Origin of the sequence: Lactobacillus kimbladii (assembly GCF_000970755.1) — a bacterium.
GTDB classification, from domain to species: domain Bacteria; phylum Bacillota; class Bacilli; order Lactobacillales; family Lactobacillaceae; genus Lactobacillus; species Lactobacillus kimbladii.
Genome location: NZ_KQ034007.1, coordinates 472,991 through 493,568, shown reverse-complemented (window position 1 = coordinate 493,568; position 20,578 = coordinate 472,991). Strand labels below are relative to the sequence as shown.

Sequence of the window (20,578 nt, the reverse complement as noted above, 5' to 3'; positions counted from 1 at the left end):
GTTAAATTAATATTTTTGTGTTTTAAACTAATAGAATTGACTAATAGTTTTGCTGATTTGTTTCATTTTCAAGCTAGATAACTTTGTTTCTAACTTTCCCCCTATCCTTTGTGTCGGGTCCACTGCCCGTGTCTGCTGCAAAAGTGCTGTCCCGTGAATATTATCCTTGTCAATCGGAATAAACATAGGAGATTTAATATATTTTTCTTCAGTTAAATATTTGGCCGATGTACTGATGGGTACAGCAATTACCGTATTAAAGATTCGATTGTAATTGTTATTGCTAACAATTAAACACGGTCTTTTATTTTGCGTTTCAGTACCCTTTGCAGGATCAAGATCAAGCCAGATAATATCTCCCTGTTCTAATTTCATTAGTTAATTTATTCTCCTTTCGTGTCTTCCCAGTCAAATTTTGAAACGTCAACGCTGCCATATTGTTTTGCCTGTTCGTCTACTATGTCCCATAACTCTTTATGCAGCGTGGAAATCACTACCGTATTATTTTCTCGAATTTTCCAGCTAATCATATCAGTTGCTTTAATTCCTAAAAAATTACGAATTATTTTGGGGATCGTGATTTGATTTTTAGCAGTCAGGGTTGATGTGGCTACTTGTTCTTCATCTGAATTTACCCACATAGTATTTTCCTCCATTAAATAAATAGAAAAAGTAAGGCAAAAGTAAGGCAAAAATTTTTCTATTTTTAGCGGCGTTCTTGTTCCATACTAATTGCCTGTTGCGTGCGCTCGTAAGCACTAAGAGCTTGCTGCTTTTCCAGTGTCGTTAAGTTTTTTTCGCATTGCCGTTTAATTCGATTAAATACTACATTGCTGGCTTTTCTAGTAAGCAGCGGCCTAATTGCTTTATTTAGACTGTTCTCCAGTTCTTTTTTACGCTTATAATCTTTTTGTCTTTTAAAATTCAATTCCTGCCAATCAAATTGCTTATTGCGGCGTCTGTGTCGTACATTATTTACATTGCCTTGATCAAAATTAGCTTTACTTTGTGCACGGGTGCCTTGCTGTCTAAAATGATTAACATTCTGATCAATTACCTTGATCTCTTTTAACAGAGCGTTGCCAGCTCGCCGCTTCAAATCTTCCCATTTTTTGGCCGCTTCATTATCACGGTTATTTTTGGCTTGGCCATACATTTTTTGATAATGTTCCCGGTAATCTTGAAAAAGATTGTTCCATTTTTGGTAACTGGGATTGTCTTCCATAACCGTATCAACCAGGGTAGTTAACGTTTGCCGTTGTTCGCTATTAAGATTAGCCCAACGCCATTTATTCCGATCTTCAGGCAATGCTTGAATAAAATCGTTCAAGTCACGTTGAAAATTTGGTTCTTCAAAAGACTTCGTGAAAGCTTCTGTCATACCCTTAGTAATTTCATTGCGGCGTAAATTCATTTCCTTCAAAAGACTGGTAATGTCAAACATTTCATTTGTAAATGCACTTTTCATTGCCTGGATTGTACTTAATTGGCGCCAACCCTTGGGTTCAACATGGACAATGCCGTCTTCATCTTTCCATCTTTTTAATGGTCGAGAATTGGCTGCCTCTACAATGCCAAAATGGATATGGATATTATCAGTATTACGGTGAATTGCAGCTGTCCAAAATGGATTATTTAAATTCTCTTTTTCGGTTAGCGTATCCATCATTTTTTTACTTGCTTTTCTAATTCCAGATTCATCAAGATACCCTGTCGTTGGATCGAAAACTCCCATCTTTCGCAGATATTCATTGTCAAACGAAATTACATCTTGCCAAAGGATTGAATTGTTGGCCTGGGCCGATCTCATCTTGGCTCGGATATGATCAAGATCGCCTAATTTAATCGTATCTTGATCGCAAGAAAAGTATCCTTGCAGGATTTTATCCTTACCAATTTGTGATGCGTCATATTTATTTGCGGCCTTTGTAACACGTTCCAGTTCTTTAGCTTCGGTAGCTGATAACCCGTTAGTTTTTTCTTTATTGGCCAGCGCTTGTTTTCTCATCATGTAGCCAATGTATTTACTATAATCTTGACTGCTAAGTTCTATAAAACTGGTCTTGTTTAATTCTGCAATGCTGGCTTTAGTTAATTTTGAATCATCATTTGTCTGTGAATAATGCTTACTAATAGTGACTAGGTTAGGATCATCTTCACTGCTTAATAAAACTTTTCTTTGCAGATATTCAGTTTTTTCTTCCGGAGTTAGATAGGATAACTTTTCTAAGGCTTCCTTACGAGCCATATAATCAGTCCCATAGCTGCCATAATTTTTTCCTTGACCTGGTCGTGCGTAGACAAAGTCACTGGTTAAAATAATGTATGGTGCTTGCTTCGTTTGGACCAAAATAACCACCTACTTTCTGTAAGCTTTTCTTTCTTGTGCATTCTTGATTTTTTTATCCACCAAGTTCATTGCAGTTTCTTCAAGATTTTTGCTAACACCGTGGCGAATATAATTTAAATCCTTGATGTAACACAACTCGCCAATCATTTCATTACCCAGCTCAACGTCTTTGTCTGTTGCGCTTAACCGTAACAATATTTGTTCCAATCTTTCCAGAATCAGTTCATCGTGTTTTGTCTTTTGATAATTACTAATTGCGACATGAATTACGTCGCCAATACTTGAAATTTTAGGATCTTCTCGCTGTATCTTTTCAATTAGTCGCCAATCATCTTCTTTAATACGTATATGCTTTTCAAGCAATCTATTTTTCTCTTGTGGCATGTTTTTCCTTTCTTTCTTATGTTGAGAGGAGCATTCTACGGTTAAGTTTAAAAGCCAAGTGATTAGTTGATGACTTAATGACCGTATAAATCCTTTTTCTTGTTGTCTGATACGCCTGATAAATGTTCTACTAAGTTGATCGCATCAGTCGGGTTACCGGTCGCTAAACTGATAATTATTTGTTTGAATAGTTCAATTTCTAATTCATGAAGTTCAATTTCATGTTGCAATAAAATTTTATATTTTGAGCGCTCGTAATCTTCTAATGCAGAATCAACTCGGTTCGTAATAATCAACTTAATGTAATCATTGCGGCTTAACTTTATCTTTCTATTTGAATTAAGTTGGTCAACCTGTTGGTCAAGTCTGGCAACTATTTTCTCAGGAACATTTCTAACTAAAATATCAACCATTGCCCCTGACGTCCTTTCTAAAAAATCCAAACACGTTCCTGTTTAATCTGCTCAATGCGGCAATTTTGCCGTTTCTATCAATTTATTCTGCCTGATTCACAAAGTCTGAGTGAAGAGCATAAGGGAATCCTGCTATCACTTACCAAAGGTAAGTGATTAGCTTGGCGGTGCCAAGCGGATTCTGGACATTTGCCCTTGATATCACTTTCTCTCTAAAAGCTCCCTACTGTGGGATAGTCAAAAAGCTTGATATAACAGTAAAATCCCAAATCTGGGTTGTGAAAATCCTGTTGTGGGATACCCCCTGCCCTGAAATGGGACGATCCTAAAAACGTTGATATATCAGCATTTCCTCCATTTCTTCGAAAATGGCCAAAAATTGCTATTTTTCTATTTTTTTATTTAAAAAGGTGATCATAATAATCACTCTTTTTGTACTTTTACTTGGCTAATTAGTTCGTAATTGTGACGTGATTAATCCGATCTTGATAGTCAGTAATTTCTTTTTTAAGGCTCTTAATTTCCTTATTTTGTTCTGCAATGTCTCCCTCAGTATCTTGGATTTGATCCTGTAAATCACTCTTATTTTGCTTTAAAGCACTTTCCAATTTGTCGTTTAACTTGGCCAATAATTTGTTATCTTCGGTAATGATATTTTCTTTTTCTTTTATCTTTTTAGCCAATTTAATCAACTTTTGTTGATAGTTTCTAAGTGCAAAGTCTTTGTAATTTTGCTCATAGAATTGACTTTCATGGATTGATAGATTGGTTTTTTCAGGTACTTGACCTTCCTTAATGTAGAAAGCAAGCGTGGAGTTTTCACAATCAGTATTAAGTGCCGACTTGATTTTTTGCGGGGTAATATTATATGTTAAAAGCCCATAACCAGGCGTAACATTTTCAGTAATCACAACTATGTAATGGTCATTAACTCTGACAATTTTAGTAGGGTACCTTTGGTTTTTATTGTTCTGAATAAGATACTTAACATCATACTTAATGTTAGCCAAGTTGCGATCTTCAGAAGCATTATCAATATCATTTTGATCACCGATAAAAAACTCGCTGACCATCAAATGCGTGTCCGGATTATAATTGCTTTTAACCTTTTTGATCGTTGCATTTTGCGTAATGTTATTACTGCCAAATGTTTGTGGTATTGCATACCGATTATTGTGTGTCATAAATAGGGGGCCAATCATTCCTACTAAAATTAAACCTACAAAGATTATTGTGTGCTTAATATATTTTTTTCGATTCTGATACGGGTCCTTTGGTTTATATTCTTTTTCTTCAGTCTTAATTCCAAAAGTCTCTCGAAATCGATTCATTAATTCTTCAAGATAATCATTCATCTAATCACCTACTTTGGGTATTTTTTGTGTTATAAATTTTTTGATACTTCTAAGATCTGAACCTGTATAGCTGCTAAGAACCTTTCGCTGCTTATTAATTAGAATAAAGGTTGGAACAGCTTTAACATGATAAACTTGGCGAGCTTTACTATGATTCATTCTATTATTTACATTAATAAATTGAATTGGTGATCCTAAATCTTTTAAGACACTGACCAGGGGGAAAACATGTTTACAGTCTGGGCAGTTATCACGATAAAAGAATAAAACTGACGTTTTCTTTTTAATTTGAACTGCTGATCGATCAACTCGCTCATGTGTAATATGACCTTTTTCAATCGACCAAGCACCCCAAAGTATTAAAAAAAGACTAGCCAAAATCGCTAGTCTTCTTATTATTTTATGGAACATTATCGTCCTCTTTCTATCCTAATCTGCATGGGTGAAGTTAAATCCAAGCAGTGTAAATTGGATAAACTTATTAGTATTGCTATCGTATTTGAAAAGATACCAATCTGTTTTATTGCGCTTACCAACAAAATTAATCGAAGATTGAACTGAATTTTCAGCAATTACTCCCGAATAAATACCGTGATTATCGGCAGGACTTGTACTAAGTTCCATGTTGATATGCTCAACTACATTCTTAAATTCTTTAGTTTCTTTAATTGATTTTGAATTTAAGCCAGTCTGCGTAAGTGCTTCATTTGTCGCATAGCGTGGCAAATTTTTGTTACGAATATCTAAATCTGTTTGCGTTTCACCGTCTTTCATTGTGTACAGCAACTTGAAAAGTGCTTGACCGTTGTTTTGCATTAATTTTATTTCGTTTTCTTGCTTTTCATTGATCTTGGCCACTGGATCATTCTTGATCTTTTGCTTATGTTCAACAGTAGCAATATTATCTACTTGTTTTTCTTTTTTAGCTAAAGTTACTTTAGCTGCGGCAACTTGTTGATCAATTTGTATTTGCTGCATTTTGAAATATCCAGTTGCTCCCAGTCCAGCTATTGCGATCAAACTTGCAATAGCAATTTGTATTTTGCTTTTCATTAGTACACCTCCTATTCATCTTCAATAAAATAACCTTTAAGTTGCGGATTCTTTAAATTGTCTAAAGTAGCCGTATTAACTTTTTGGGTTTGTAGATTGTAATCAAAATTGATAATTTTAATCACGCCATACTTTAAATAATTAGGTTTGTAACGTACTATTGCAACAGCCTTTGCATGTGCTGGGTCAGACCAATCACTAAACCCAACGTTAACCTTTGCCGAATCTTCCAGCGTAAATTTGAATTTAGCGGTTGCCTTTGTGCTATATGTTTCATCAGGTAAGCCGTTTAATTTATACAATTCCGTATCAAATTTACTACCAAATAAGTTATCTAACTTTTGTCGGTGTTGATTATATTCTGCACTGTCTTTATAACCGCCAAGTGCTTGAGACAGGCCTTCCTGTAGCTTGTCAGTGGCTTTCTGCTTGGCTGCGGTCAAGTCAAAGGTCTTTGCCTTGGACTCTTCTACTGCGCTGCCAGGGGCCTTATCAGACTGCTTAATTACTTTATCAGTGGTTCTAATCTGAGATTGAACTTGTGCTAACTCATTACTGTTTGGTCTGCTTGCAAAGGCAATAATTAATGCTACTCCTGCAATACTCCAACTGAAGTATTGCCAAACCTTGAGATTGCTTTTTTTCATTTAGCTATTCCCCTCTTTTGTTAAACCATGTTGAATTACTTTGATCGGGTTTAACCAGCAATTAGGGTGGTCAAAACCATTGGCAACCGGTGAACCGGTCTGGTTCATTGCTGGATTTTTCTTGTTGGTTGTAATACCCAAGTGGACGTGTGAATCAGTGATCGTACCGATTTTTTGTCCAATTTTCACTGTATCACCCTTCTTAACATCTATATCGTCTTTATATGTAAAACCTTCTTGATAGATGATATTGTAGTCACCGGCTTTTTCCCAGATATAATAGTGAGCGGCACTGTCATAGCCAACCTTATAGATTTTACCGCTTGTAACGGCCAAGACCGCCGAGCCGTTATGCACGCCGTTTAACCCATTTGAAAAGTCAAAACCATCATGAAAATTAGTGCTGCCACGTGAATACGATGTGTGTCCATATTGGCCACCATCCAAACTCTTAGGTGATTCCTTAATCGTACTAAATGGCCAGACCCAACTACCTGAATATGAGCCTTCATCAGTGTCTGGACAAATATTACTGCCGTCACTGGCCACATCATCGTTACTAGAGCCGTTAGCACTTGCTGATACTGAAATTTTACCTTTACCGTACTTTTTAGCCAATTTGTTGTAATTATCGTACCAATTTTGCCCTAACCCCACGTAATGATCGACATCGTCACCCATATAGCCTTTAGCCTTAAGGTTAACAACGAACTCATGCCATGTATCCGGCTTTTTTCCATCTAGCATGTTCTTAATCGTATTGCGGTAGATAGTTGCAAAGCCGCTAATGCTTTTAAAGTGGGCGTAAGGATCTCCTTCTGGAGAAATATTTCCCGGCGTTGCTATATCACTAAAGGAAGAACTGTATTTGACACCCCCAAAGTTATTATCTTCGCGTACTTCTTTAGAATCTTGCATTCCTGTTTCTGCGGCTAATTGGGCAAAAACAAGGGCCGGCTTGATATTCAAGTCGGCCCCTACAGCTTCTGCCACAGCTACAGCTTTACTAAGAACATTTTTACTGTAGCCGCTAACGGTTAAATTACCACTACTTTCATTAGTCTGTTGATTACAAGTTTGACTTTGCCAAGAAAGTAGGAAAGATAGAACAGTGCCACCTATACTCGACACACCAGCGATTAATAACATTGCAAAGCCAACTACGGCGCCCCCTATCATTAGCCATTTCATAATCTTACGTTTAAAGAAGTTGCGCATATTATACGCCCCCAGTGAACAGGGCTAGTTCCCGCTGACTAGGCTCAACCTGTATATGATACCTCTGTGTGGTCCCAATTGTGACTATACTTTGCCCTTGCTTTTGCCGGGGGATCTGTTCGTAGTCCGTTTCACTCAAGGTGGCACCCAACAATCTGTTTAATTTTTCAAGTTGGCCCGCTTCATGCCTAAACGTTACTTTGTATTGACAGAATAAAACAATCGACTTCAAAGATTCAAGATCGGCTGACGAAACGTTATCAGGTAACATAGCACCTAGATCTTGCGTAGCAAAGGTTATTCCTGCAAAGAACTTTCTGAATTCTCTGGCCATGTTGACGATCTGCTGAACAGCAATCATATTATTAGGATTAATAATATTGTGACACTCGTCAAAGTAAATACTGAAGTATTGCCGGTCAATGTCTTCTTTATCCACCTGTTTGCGTCCATTAATAACTGCCTGATTTTGGATCAAGTTTAAAGTTGAATATAACTGGGCATGATAGATGTTGGAATCCATTTTGGATATTGCCGAAGTATCAAATGAAACAACTTGAACGTCATTAAGATTCCTCAAACTTGAAATACCATCGAAGAGGTTACCATAGTTTTCAATCATGTTATCTAACGCCGTATTGATTTGTTCATAAGTGTTTCGCCGTTTTGCCGTTGCGTGAATTCTATCTAGAAATTCATTCGTGGCAACTTTTTTAACATATTTACGGAAATCAGACAGAATCGGATATTGATTTGGCTGTAACCCAGTAATATGAATGTTTTCTGGATGCTTCTGCCAGTCTGCCGGCAATAATCCACAACTCACATAAAAATGCTGCAATAGCGAGCTGAATTCTTGCTTAGTTGATTCATCAATCTGGTTATTCATAATGTTACTAAAAAGAACTAGCACGTTGGCAACATGCTGCCTGAAACTAGCCATTTCATCAACTGTTTTCTGATCATTGTCATCTGTTGCCGTGGCCAATACCTGCAGCGGGTTAATCATACCCTCTTTGCCATCTAGCCGAATTACTACCCCGCCTTGCGACTTAACCAGCTTGGTATATTCACCGGCTTTATCAATTATTCTTACAAAATAGCCACGGTCATAATCACTCTTTTCATTCATTTTTAGAAAAGTAGACTTCCCGGATCCCATTTGTCCCAATACTAGGGTGTTGTACGAAGTCCTTTCTGGCGTGTGTGCGAAACGATCAAAGGCAAACGGGCCATTTGTCGACGTACGGCCATACAACGTGCCGTGTGGATCAGTTAAATCTTCACCTTGGAAAGGCACACCGCCACCGATAACAGCTGCCCCCATTGTCGTGGCAGCTGGTGCGGTTAAGGACATATTTTCTTGCGAAAAATTCTGATACCATGCTTTACTCTGCTCTGGTAGTGTAAATTGATATATTACTCCCCGATAACCGTCACCTCGCAGCGTTCGGCTTATTTCGCTCACTCGATTCTGCAATTCCGGCAGCGTATCCGCATAGATTTTTACTTGAATTCTAATTGCTTTAGGTATTTCTGTACCAGCATTAAACTGTTTGGCCAACTCGCGCAAATCAATCTGCTCTTGATCGGCTGAGTCCATATCTGTTTGATAACGACCTTTTCTTGCCTGATCCTGTTTTTCTGTGATTGACCGGTTTAGTTGGTTTTTAACTTTATCAATCTTTTCAGTATGAACATCAAGTTTACTCATCGTAAAATCGTTGCCAAAAATTTGAAACAGCCATAATAACGGTGGGTCCTTGCGATAACTGATAATAGTTAAGTAGGTAAAAAAGCTATTTCCAGTTGCAGCGTATTTGTCATAGAATCTAATTCCTCCTTGCGGTTGGATTGCTGCAATAAATTTTAAATCATAGCCCTTTTTGGCCAACCTTACTTCATCTTCTGTAGAAAGAAGATACTTCTTATTATCTTTGCCATTCAAACGATTTCCACGCTCTGCATAGAGAAATTTACGCAGAAATGTTTTGCTTTTTCCTAATATTTTCAAGTTTTGCTCCTTTCTAATCATTAATCGGATTGTTAATGGAAAATAATACTTCGATTGTTTCTGCCCGGCTAAGTTCCCGGGGCTTTAGTTTTTGAGCACCCATTTTATAAAAAGAGGTTCGTTCCCGAACCTCTTTAACGCTAGAACCAAAAAGTTCTACGTAATATTTTTTAGAACTATACAAATCAGTTCTACGCTCCACCTGCTCTGCTGCTGCAATCTTCTCTGTTAAATCCCAAGCCCTTCTTTTACCTTGTGGGCTAGTAGCGCATTTTTGACGTAAATACCGCCAATATCGTTGATTGGCGGACATATCGATCCTGGCAGCCATTGAAATATATGAGCAATCTTCAATATACGTCCGACTGACACCAGTCAAACTATCTTGCCATTCAATCAGTCCCGAATCTGGTAAGTTAAACAGGTCGGTTGATCCTAGTTGCAAATACCGAGCAGCTGAACCATCTGGATAAGTTATAATTCCATCTTCTGTACAATTAATTGGCATACCTAACGACAAGGCTGTTTTTAATTGTGCTTCGGCCGCCCTTTTCTCTTTTCGATTACTTTTGAACAATGAATTTCCTCCCTCCTTTTCTTTTGTTCTTAACTCTTCTTCTGTTGCGTTTGTTACCGTGATAGGAAAATACTTACTTTTATCTTGCAACCAAACAAAAAATAGCACTCGCCAGTTTCTCATGTTGGGTGCTTTCTGTGTTCTTTTAATCAAACCAATACCAATGATCAGGCCACAAATAAGTGAAATAATTTGAACACCCTGTACTGTGGTATAACTTTGGCTAATTACGATACCTAGAAATCCGCAAATAGCTACGATAAAAATATCGATTAACGGCACAACCCAGAGCATGATAGCTGCTCTAGTCGTTTTCGGTATCATCATTTGTTTTCGATTATAATTATCCATTCCTTACCTTCCTTATTTTCTAGCTCTTGGTGGTTTGGGCGAATTAGGTTGATCTGGTTTATTGCTATCACGAAGCCGATTGCGGTCTAAATTATCCTTGGCATAGTCATTAACCGATTGATCCGGTCTGTTACTTCTACTTTCTTGATAATCATTTTGAGAATCATCTGAAGTGCGAAATCTTGAACCATCTAAGTTGTGGCTAGGTACGTCATTAGATCTGACGTTATTTAGATTCTGTGCCCATTCTTCTTGTGTGTAAGGCAATTTTGTTATTGGGTTATAGTCAACCGGTGCATATCCATTATCCGTAGTCAGCCGATTATACTTGTCGTATTGTCTAGCTCGAGTTTGCCACGATGCAAAGTCATTCTTTTGTGGTTGTCTATGTGCTGTATTTCTACTTGCACCTTGCCTATTTTGACTTGCACCTGGTGTTGAAGGGCTATATTGGCCCTTATCGCTACTTGGCTGACTTTCTGTTTCTGTTCCAGAATAGGCATTAACTGGTTGATCATATACTGGATTGTATTCTTCATTTGCTTCACTGTAATCTTCATCGTTAGGTTTAGCAGGATCTGCTTGTGCCCGTTCAACCGAATCATCTTGATTACCATTTCCAAAAATCATTGCAGCTTTACCAGCTATTCCTTCAAAGCCAGTTCTGGCTTCATCTAATGCTTGTGCAGCTTTATTTTGTGCTTCCGTTGACTTCTTTAATGCTTGAGGTGTCTGCGTTAATGGGGCAAGATTGTCTGTAGTAATGCTGCCACCGCCTGAATTATTGATATTAGACGGAATTACGTTGCCACTTTGATCAAAGCCAGCCATCTTATTAATTGCATTTTGCCGTGATCCTTGTTTTGCCTGTTTTCTAGCAGCACGTTGAATACTTCCAGTTGTATTAAGCTTATCAGCCATGTTGCTCATTCTATTCTTGGCCCTGCCTGGCGCTCCAAGCACGGCACCACCCAAATTAGCCGCCTGTTTACCTAGATACAAAGCAGATCCGGCAGCACGTAGACCACGTTGTGCTCCTGTATCAACGTTGAAGAATTCAGCCACTTTATTATTACCAGCCATTAACATAATAGTTGCGGCGAGCATAAAAATAGCAAATCCCCAAACACTTTTGACGCTGGAATTGGCCCAAGTACATGCAGCTTGATAGAAAGCTAATTCAAATGCCTGTAAACTGACCAATAATATCGCAGAAAATAGTGAATTAATCACTTGCTTAGTTTTCTGGCCCGTATCAAGATCAGTTGCGACAATCACCGTACTCAAAATATCAATTATGACAATATCAATAAACGATTTGACGATCGCATAGCCGGCGAACAGATAGGCAACGGCTAACGCTATTAAAGCAACTAAGACTGGCAAAAAGTTAATTGTATAGCGCTCATAACCGCCAATTGAAAAACCTAACAAGTTCCAAATATCAGCCGTATCCCATTTCGTCCCTTTTCCATTTTCTTTAGGCGTATTTTCAGCAGTATATTTTAACCAGCCGTACAGAAAATGCGTACCAGGCTTCTTGTCATAATCTCCTTTTTTATACGGGTGATCCTTTTTCTCCAATGGTGAATTATCTTTGATCTTTCCATTGTCTAAAAATTCTGTAAAATCAACTTCGCCTTGATCCACCTGTTTACGGCTTAGATCATTAAGCCCCCAATGTAACTTGGCTGGGGCTTTGCTAGTTGGGTTAGCGGAACTAACATTTGTACCAGAGAAATTAGTATCAACTAGATACTCTAAATCGTTGACGTGCGTTTTTAAAATGTTAAAGGGTAGAGCACTAGTGCCCTTGTCTATCTTTGAGGTTGTTGTACCCAGTAAGCCATGTGCAAGTCCAACCGATTGTGACGTAAGCCATGTGGTCATGTTGCCGATGTTCATTATTAGAAATGCACTAATAAAAAGTTGTACAAGTACATTCTTTAATTGCGGTGCATGGTGATCAACAATAATCTTGATTGCCACCCATATCAGGCACAAAATCATTAATACCAGGGCTATCTTCTGGCCCATTCTCATTAGTTTTCCAACTTGCCCGTTACCATTAACCTGATTAACAAAGTTAGACAAATTCAGCATTTGATTCATTAACTCGCTAGTAGCATTGGCGATACCATACACAAGATTGATAATCCACCATTTCATGATTGAAAATGCTCGTGTGAAAATATTTGAATAATTCAAATATTTTAGGGCGCTGTGTAAAGCATTAGTTGGAGCCACACTGGCCAAACTTAATAGTATTTGACCTAACATATTTCACTCTCCTTTTTCGCAACAAAAAAGGCTAACTATTACTAATTAGCCTTTCCCTTGATATTTAATTGTCTTATTTTATTTCTTTGTTAAATTCAACCTCCAGCTCTTCACGAACTTCATCATTTTCAATGCTGTTAAGTTCAACCTTTATCTGTTCAAAGTTATCACTGTCAAAATCATTAAGTATTTTTTCGGCTAGTTCTGGATCTATTTCTTTTTCAGTTTTATATCCTTCAACTAACCTTGCAAAGTCCGAATTGCTCCTTTTCTCCTCTTCTTTTGGTGTCAAATTCTTATCTATCATTAAATCATCTGGAATTTCACCCATAAATTCATTATCCATTTTTTTACCATCTTTCTTTTCAGTATCTTTGTTTTGCTTACTATTAGCCGCCTGTGCAACGTTATCTTTGTATGCTTGAACTGAATATTCAGAAGCAGCTTCACTCAAAAAGTCAGCAAAATCTATTTGTAGATCACGTAAATTCAAATTCTTATGCAAACATTCCACTTCAACTAATTCATTATTTGTATTGAACGAATCTCTTAAAAATGTATGTGCGTAAGGCATAAGCGTCTTTCCCGTATTAAAAACAGGATACGGGCGTACCCGATTACCCCACTTATCTCTACGGTGAATTACTCGCAGAATTAAGTCTTCACCCTCCAGCATTTGTTGTAAACGGCTTGGCGTAATTATTGATTCGGCTTCTGCCCGTCGATTATAACTTTGCGATCTACTCTTACCACTACTACTATTACCGGTACTACTTGCTTCTACTGTCTTTTGTCCAGCTGCCTTACTAAATTCTACATTCGTTGAAATATTATTACATTTAATTAGAATTTGGTTCTGACCTTGTTCCTTAATGGTTGCGGCAAATTTCCCATAATACGTATTGAGTTGCTCGTACGACTGTAAAAATAGGGAGTAGTCTATATTACGTCCCGCTGAAACTGTCATAATCTTGTCCATATTTTCAATCGGTTTGAGGTTACCAAATTCATCAAGAATGAAGTGCACTCGTCTAAAAGTTCTATGACCAGGAACAAGCTCACATTGTCTTGCTAGTTCTCCATATAATTGATTGATAAAAATTGTTGCTAATGTACTATTTGAATCATCATAATCAGGAATTGCCATAAAAACGGCAATTGGCTTTTCAGAGTAAGACAAGCGAAAATTAGTTGCTCCTAGTTGATTATACAAAAGTTTAATTGCTGCCTCGTGCTCACCCTGCTTGCCATTATTATCTGCTAATCTCAGTTCAAAGACACTGTGAAGCGCCCCTTTTGGACTATCATAGCTTAGTTCAACCCAATCACCAGTCACTAACTTATCATCAAAATTGTATTCGACAAAACCCGTTTGGTTAGTTTCAATCTTATGTTCCGCAATAATCTTAGATTGCGGCTTTTCTTTTGTTGCAGCCTTTCTAAAGCGCAATACTAGTTTTGTTGAAGCATATTTTTTAGGTAGCCTGAAACTCAAATATTTTGGAAAACCAATTGATTTTAACTCAAAGGAATTCATCGAGGTCATAGTTGCATTCCCTACCAGTGTAAAAGGACTTAATTGTTCTTCTACGACTGAATTAATTGTTCCCAATGCTTTAGAATCTGATGAAGCGACCGCCGCATATTGCTGTTTAGCGTAAGATCCTTGCGGTAAATGGGTAAAATAATCATTTAAGACATTATGAGTAATAACTTTTATACCTACTTTTTCATACCAGTTAACACCGTTTGTTTCAATAATGAAATCAATCGCATTGTATAGTGTGATTCTTTCTGGGTGTGCTTTATGATCTGCAAAATTTTCAGGATTAAGGCAATATTTAATTAAACGATCAATTGCACCATTTAATTCTCCTTGACCATTTCTATACGCCCATTCATTCACTCCCTTATCTTTATTAAGCATGATCGGATAGGTGACACTATTGATCATTTGTGCTGGGTCTTCGCCTTTTTCCACCTGTTTAACTATCACGTTTAACGGATTATAAGACATCGACTTCATCGGATTGCCTAGATCCAATAGATACACTTCATACCCTCTCTTTTTCAAGGTTGCTGCTGACGCAGTATATAACTCTTTCTTCGGATCATAAACAACCATTGAAGATTGATTTTCAGCTCGAGATAAATTGTCAATAAATGGTATTACGATCATCTCGCCTTTACCTGATCTACTAGTCCCAACGATTATATTGTTAACAGAATCATTATCAATGAAATATCGATTTCCATAGTGGCTAATTGGAATTCCACCATATCCTGGGAAAGTTTCATCTTTTTCTGGAATACTTTTGTACTGCTCCTTGATCTCTTTGAGTGTAGTAAAACGACTATCTCCTTTTTGGCCATATGCAATACTACTTGCCGCTTCACCATTAATCGCTATCCCAGCCTTTGATAGCCCTAAAATAGTAATAATAGGACTAGCAACTAGCAAAATTAATACTTCAATTAATTTTACTTTGTTCATAAATGGGTTCAGGCCCCAAATTAAAGCTTTATCTATTGGTAAAGAGAAGTGACCTATTGGCATTTTAGTTTGTTCTTGCAACAGAGTTGCTAACCAGTGTAGGCTATTGTCTAGATATAGTAACAACAAAAAAACTATGATCATCACAATCATAGTTTTCTTATTTAAGTGGCCACGTCTGAGTTGAATGTTACCTTGATCAGGTAGCATTTCACCAGCTGGCCGCCCTTTTGTAAGTTCATGTACCATTTTCTGCAATTTGTGCATTAATGATACGTCTCCTCGTTTCACAGCAACCCTCCTTTAATATCCATTCCTTGCTAACCAGCCGTTCTGCCAATCTTTAATATTATAGAAAGATAGCGCAATTGCGTGTCGGGCAGCATAGCTCGTTTTTTCTTTTTGCCGAGGCGTTAGTTGTAGATAAATGGCCCGCATACCGGCTTGATCATTAGCTGCTACTGCATAATACAGCCTACTAATCCATGTCGGGTGGGCATCGTTAATTTCCTTCAACGCTCTAATGTCGCCTTGACCTAAAGCACCGTCTAGAACATCTATTTTAGCCGACCACCGTTTAGCTGCGCGATAAAGAATAACGTTACTGTCATGGACTTTGCGCTTATTCTTACTCTGGTTGCCTTGTACAGGCCCGCCTGCCACTTGCTTACTCTTTGCTTGCGAATCTTTCGATTGCTTTGCGTGATCTTTAGCCGACTTTTGCGTCTGCGTTATTGGCATTGTTTTAGGCTGATAGTACCAGTAGCCATATCCTGCTGCACCCACTCCTAGAAGTAGAACAGCTGCCAACCCAAGCACACGAGCAGTTTTATGACCCCGAACTTGACTAGCTTGATTATCTATCTTTTCAAAATCACCCGTTGTTACTAACTCCTTATCTGGGTTAGTAACAACCGGTAATAGACTATTAGCCTTAATATGCTCGCCAATCGCTTTATCTAGATCGATTGTTTTACCTGCTGCAGCAGCCTTTTGTTGTTCTTTTAGGGCCTCTTTAATAGCGTTAGCAACACCAGCAGACAGTGTTTCAGTTAATTTGGTCGGAAATTCCTTATCATGTTGTTCTAAATATTTAAGCTCTTTTTCTTTTAGCTGGTTGGCACGGTTAATTGCCTGAATTTTTGCTTGTTGTTGCGCAAGCATTTCCTTAGTCTTTTCGTCTTTCTTCTTTTGCCGATCAATCCGGCTACTCTGTGTTTGCACGCTCCTTTCAAGGTGGACCAAATTAGTAGCAAATTTATTTTTATGCTGGTTAAATAGTTTTTCCAATTCTTGACTGTAACTATTCTCAGTTTGCTGGTGCAAGTCACGCAATTCATTATTACGTTTTTGAACTTCTTGCAATCGAAACTTATCTTTTACAGCCTTTTCTTTCTGCTTTAAATCTTGATCAACCTGATTATTACGCTTTTCAAGCCAAAGCCGTTGCTCATTTTCAACTGCTTCTTGACGGTGACGCATTTCTTCTTCAATTTGCCGTTTAAATTCAGCAATTCTGCGCTCCATTTCGTCTGCCAGCTCTTGCTTTTTAGCAGCAATTTTTTGCTCGGCTTCTTTTTGATTAGTCTGTTTCTCTTCACTAGCTTGGCCATTCTTTTCTAGTATTTCATTGTTCGCTTGACCCTGAACCGTGTCTTCAATCAGAACCTTATTAACTTCGCTATATGATTCGTTTAGCTTATTAATTGTTGCATTTTTCAACTTAGCAGCTTCACGTTCATATTCGGCTGCCGCGTTCTTTAAATGACACTTCTCTAAATCACTATCAATTTGCGCATTTAATTTTCGTTGATATTTATCTTGCGGATTATCAACGTAGCCTAGCCGCCGTTTAATTTCAGTTAAATCAAAGATCTGTTCATAATTTTTATCAGGTACGGCTTGAAAAATATTTTTATCTGCAATATAAGCGGATCGAGCTATCACTTCTTTTTCCGTTGCTGCCGGTTCAGCTATCTCACTTTTATACTCATCCTCAGTACCTTTGTAAAAATCTTTTGGATCAGGAGCAACCTGTGGCTTTGCTGCCGGAGTAGAAGTACCTTCTTTAGCAGCTTCAGAATCTACTTCTTCTGTATTTTTATCGTTACTCTCTTCAATTTCTGTAGGGGCAACGCCCCTCACGGGGCGTTGATCATTCTGAATACTTTCATCTTCATTTTCTCCTTTACTCTCACTATCACTAAATAGGTAATCCATATCAGTAGCAGTGTCTTCTTGATCATCACGTAATTCACTTTCAAGTAAATTAGCTAATCTTTCTGCGTTCTGATCGCTTTTTTCTTCATTACTGGAATCAATAACCAAACGATCAGCAATACTTCTCAATCCTAAATTTTGATCTGCATGTTCTATATGAACGTCATAAACTGAAAAAGCCTGACCATCTTGATCAGGCTCAATTTCTAAATCTAGTTTCACTGTTCGGTCATCGGTTAGCTTTTTGGCCAATTTTTTAACTCTCTGGTCAGCGATTGCTACATCCATGAGTTTACTACCGCTAAGAACACGGTTGCCAATAAGACTTCTGCGATAACTTCGAGGTACGTTCACAAATCTGATTTTGCTCATACCAAGCTCCCTCTTTTAAAAATTCACATTAGGCGAATAGTCCAGCTATCCACGGAACTAAGATTGCGGCTAATGCAATAATTGCGATTCCTGCAAAAATATTGACCAAATGGCTTTTAGCTATTTGGGCCGCACGGCCACCAAATAGAAACATGATACCGACAATAACCAGCATAACAACAGCTGTGCCTAAACCAACTTTAGTACCATCTGTTTTTAACCACTCTAAAGCTTTAGTAAGCTTACCTACAGGATCTCCTCCAGTTGAAGCTGCTGCCAGGAATAATTGATTAACTAAGTAATTCATTTTTTTACCTCTTCTTTTCTTTTACACATCTATTTATCAGTTCATTTCTAGCCCCACAAGCAGTCCGCTATGAGACCTTTTAATCCTTTTAATATAATTGTCCCAGCACTGCTTAAAATCGCTTAAATCGCCTTATTTTAGCTTTAGTCACTGGGTACAAAGCAGTACATCTTAACCACCTACTTCATCAAACAAAAAAGCAGCAAACTACTAGCTTTTAGCTACTAATTTGCTGCTTACTTAATCTTTAATTGCCCACCACGCACCCGGCCCGAGGGAGTAGGTCACGCTAAGTCTTTTTCTTCCCTCAAAATAAATAAGTCGTAACCATTTTAATTTGGTTACGGCTATCAGAAATTTATTTAACTTTTTAGTTCAAATCAGGTAATTCAATCCACTTCTGGACACTTGCCTTCGGGCCCTTTGGCTCAACGTAAACGATGTTAGTCGGATCGTCCTTGCCATTGATAATCCAAATAGCCTTGTTAGGCACCTTGATTACACCAGTAGCCTTATCCAAGTACTGCATTAGATCTGGCGTGTTCTTCACGCTGGCAGTAATAACCATTCTCAAGTGCTTACCGTGCCACTTTTGTGGTTCAGTTGCTACCCAGTCAGCCGTGTTATTGTCTTTAGTCAACTTACCTTGATCAGTTACATCTTTATTATTATCGTCTTGGTCGTAAACCTTAATTTCCTTCAGATCAAGAACATCTTCAAGCTTATCTTTAAGCTCTAAAGTTTTAATATCCTCACCATCAGGTGCAGCAACATCAACGGTATACTTGTAGTTTTCATCATAGTCAACTTGAAGTGAATCGCCCTTGCCGTTACCATCAGTGGAAATTGCTTTAGTTTGATCTTTAGGTGTAAACGGAACATTAGTCGTCGTCTTATTACTATCGGCCGTCCCATTCGAAGTAGTTACCTTGGCTTCATTGTAAATAACAGCTTGATCCTTATGTTTAGGGTCTTGGTGATCGGCAAGACTGACACCTGGTTTAATCTTGGCATCAAACGTAATCTTGTACTGTTCACGATAAAAGTCATCACTAGCTAAAGATGAATCTTTAGCAATAACGGAAAGTTTATTATTACCATCCACATTTACTGTAAACATATAGGTTACATCTTGGTTAGCCCTGTTATATACATGCACATTTGAAACATTTAAAATCGAATCAATTTTGTCAGTAATCATGTATTGATCATACTTATAGCGTTTTAATACTTTCGGTACATTATGAGTTATCTGATAATGATATTCTTCATAGCGATTCTTTAACAGATCATGGTCTATTGACTTATCTGTTCCGATTTCTGATGGGGTGTTAGTACCTTCATCAGAATCCGAATCAAATTTAATAGCATTATCGGGTTTATCAGGAACTATCGGCTGCGTACTAAACTGCAAATAAGCATGATTAAATTTAGTGGCATTTATAGATGTATCAATGTTTGTGACTGGATATTTAGTATCAGCATCAGGTTCATACGTTCCTGTCATATCCCAAATTCTATTATCTTTTTCTAGATCGTCTTGATCTTTAATGGCGTTATCACCCGTGTTTTCACCATAGACCCAACTGATGATAAAACTTGAAGAATTAGAATAAGCTGCCGTAAAACTACCTTTTAACTGATCAGTTGTTAAAGTACCTGCATTATGGCCTACATCATCTGTAATTTTTGAATTATGTTTATGAGCGTCCGAATAGATATAATTCTGGCCACCTTTCGACTTATAGCTTAACCAGGTATTTCCATTGTTACCTCTATCACCATAGATCACCTGATCAACACTTGAAAAAGTATTTGGCTCAATTCCAACCCATTGGTCACCATCAATATCGTTAAACGTCCATGATCCCGTTATTTTAACCGGTTTTTTTGTATCGTGGTCTAAGTAATCTAACCGATACTTAATAGCTCCTAACCCTGGCGTAAAAACTTCAAAATCGTCTCTACCAAATGCTACATACGCATCTTTAATATTTTCTCTAGTATCAGCTTTACCATTACCATTAGTATCGACCCATTGATAATTTTGAACTTTCCAATCCATCATCGTTATTTTAATGTCAATCGTATGGCCCTGATAAATCCCAACTTTGGAATAATAAACACCTACCTTTCCTTTCCAGGCATTGTTATTACCACTATCATCACTAAGTCTAAATGCGTACCAATGGTGGGTTGTTCCTTCCGTATGAGTACTAGATGTATACCAGTCTGCATTGGTAGCACCAAATGGATTTATTTTAGAAACTCCCGGCTCTACTTTAGCCGAAAAAGCATATTGCCCTGGTATTTTATTTTGATCTGCATTTATCCCTTTCGGTAAATCAACCATTTGGGCATTGTCAGCGTGCACTGTTCTAGCACCTGCCATAGTTAATCCCATTGACAAGGCTAGCGCAGCCACTAATGTGTACCCTATTTTTTTATTCCGTCCTTTTGACGGATTTTTTACTAAATTCATTAGTTTTCCTTTCTTTTCTACAACAAAAAAAGCATTACTTCTAGTAATGCTTTAAATATTA

General features: G+C 37.7%; 17 protein-coding genes. All 17 read right to left on the bottom strand.

The window, feature by feature from the left end; all coding sequences use genetic code 11:
- Positions 1–27: 27 nt before the first annotated feature.
- A complete protein-coding gene (locus tag JF75_RS02910) occupies positions 28–375 on the bottom strand; it encodes a type II toxin-antitoxin system PemK/MazF family toxin (protein ID WP_046331757.1) in 348 nt (115 codons plus the stop codon).
- A gap of 8 nt (positions 376–383) precedes the next feature.
- Positions 384–641 (bottom strand): type II toxin-antitoxin system PrlF family antitoxin, encoded by a 258-nt coding sequence (locus tag JF75_RS02905; protein ID WP_046331756.1) that lies wholly within the window; start codon positions 639–641, stop codon positions 384–386.
- 65 nt (positions 642–706) lie between these two features.
- A complete protein-coding gene (gene mobP2 / locus JF75_RS02900; protein ID WP_046331755.1) occupies positions 707–2,350 on the bottom strand; it encodes a MobP2 family relaxase in 1,644 nt (547 codons plus the stop codon).
- A gap of 9 nt (positions 2,351–2,359) precedes the next feature.
- Complete coding sequence (locus JF75_RS02895; RefSeq protein ID WP_046331754.1) at positions 2,360–2,734, bottom strand: hypothetical protein; 375 nt, start codon at positions 2,732–2,734, stop codon at positions 2,360–2,362.
- Positions 2,735–2,808: 74 nt separating this feature from the next.
- Positions 2,809–3,147 (bottom strand): hypothetical protein, encoded by a 339-nt coding sequence (locus tag JF75_RS10115; RefSeq protein ID WP_052726862.1) that lies wholly within the window; start codon positions 3,145–3,147, stop codon positions 2,809–2,811.
- A 452-nt stretch (positions 3,148–3,599) separates the two neighbouring features.
- Positions 3,600–4,502: a coiled-coil domain-containing protein gene (locus JF75_RS02885; protein ID WP_046331753.1), complete on the bottom strand. Its 903-nt coding sequence runs from the start codon at positions 4,500–4,502 to the stop codon at positions 3,600–3,602.
- Positions 4,503–4,913, bottom strand: coding sequence for a TlpA family protein disulfide reductase (locus tag JF75_RS02880; RefSeq protein WP_046331752.1), 411 nt, complete (start codon positions 4,911–4,913; stop codon positions 4,503–4,505).
- An 18-nt stretch (positions 4,914–4,931) separates the two neighbouring features.
- Positions 4,932–5,555 carry a hypothetical protein gene (locus tag JF75_RS02875; protein ID WP_046331751.1) on the bottom strand — a complete coding sequence of 208 codons (624 nt, stop codon included), beginning with the start codon at positions 5,553–5,555 and terminating at the stop codon, positions 4,932–4,934.
- Positions 5,556–5,566: 11 nt separating this feature from the next.
- Positions 5,567–6,202: a hypothetical protein gene (locus JF75_RS02870; RefSeq protein ID WP_046331750.1), complete on the bottom strand. Its 636-nt coding sequence runs from the start codon at positions 6,200–6,202 to the stop codon at positions 5,567–5,569.
- Positions 6,203–7,420 carry a M23 family metallopeptidase gene (locus JF75_RS10110; RefSeq protein WP_052726861.1) on the bottom strand — a complete coding sequence of 406 codons (1,218 nt, stop codon included), beginning with the start codon at positions 7,418–7,420 and terminating at the stop codon, positions 6,203–6,205.
- A gap of 1 nt (position 7,421) precedes the next feature.
- Positions 7,422–9,434, bottom strand: coding sequence for a VirB4 family type IV secretion system protein (locus JF75_RS02860; RefSeq protein WP_052726860.1), 2,013 nt, complete (start codon positions 9,432–9,434; stop codon positions 7,422–7,424).
- Positions 9,435–9,447: 13 nt separating this feature from the next.
- Positions 9,448–10,335, bottom strand: a complete 888-nt coding sequence (locus JF75_RS02855) for a hypothetical protein (RefSeq protein ID WP_141639309.1) — start codon at positions 10,333–10,335, stop codon at positions 9,448–9,450.
- 39 nt (positions 10,336–10,374) lie between these two features.
- Positions 10,375–12,642, bottom strand: a complete 2,268-nt coding sequence (locus JF75_RS02850) for a pLS20_p028 family conjugation system transmembrane protein (RefSeq protein ID WP_046331748.1) — start codon at positions 12,640–12,642, stop codon at positions 10,375–10,377.
- A gap of 73 nt (positions 12,643–12,715) precedes the next feature.
- Positions 12,716–15,427, bottom strand: coding sequence for a VirD4-like conjugal transfer protein, CD1115 family (locus JF75_RS02845; protein ID WP_141639308.1), 2,712 nt, complete (start codon positions 15,425–15,427; stop codon positions 12,716–12,718).
- A gap of 12 nt (positions 15,428–15,439) precedes the next feature.
- The gene (locus tag JF75_RS02840) at positions 15,440–17,728 is read right to left on the bottom strand and encodes a hypothetical protein (RefSeq protein ID WP_046331747.1); all 2,289 of its coding nucleotides are present in this window, start codon (positions 17,726–17,728) and stop codon (positions 15,440–15,442) included.
- Between the two features lie 28 nt (positions 17,729–17,756).
- A complete protein-coding gene (locus tag JF75_RS02835) occupies positions 17,757–18,035 on the bottom strand; it encodes a TrbC/VirB2 family protein (RefSeq protein ID WP_046331746.1) in 279 nt (92 codons plus the stop codon).
- A gap of 370 nt (positions 18,036–18,405) precedes the next feature.
- On the bottom strand, positions 18,406–20,517 hold the full coding sequence (locus JF75_RS02830) for an isopeptide-forming domain-containing fimbrial protein (protein WP_052726859.1): 2,112 nt from the start codon (positions 20,515–20,517) through the stop codon (positions 18,406–18,408).
- Positions 20,518–20,578 lie beyond the last annotated feature (61 nt).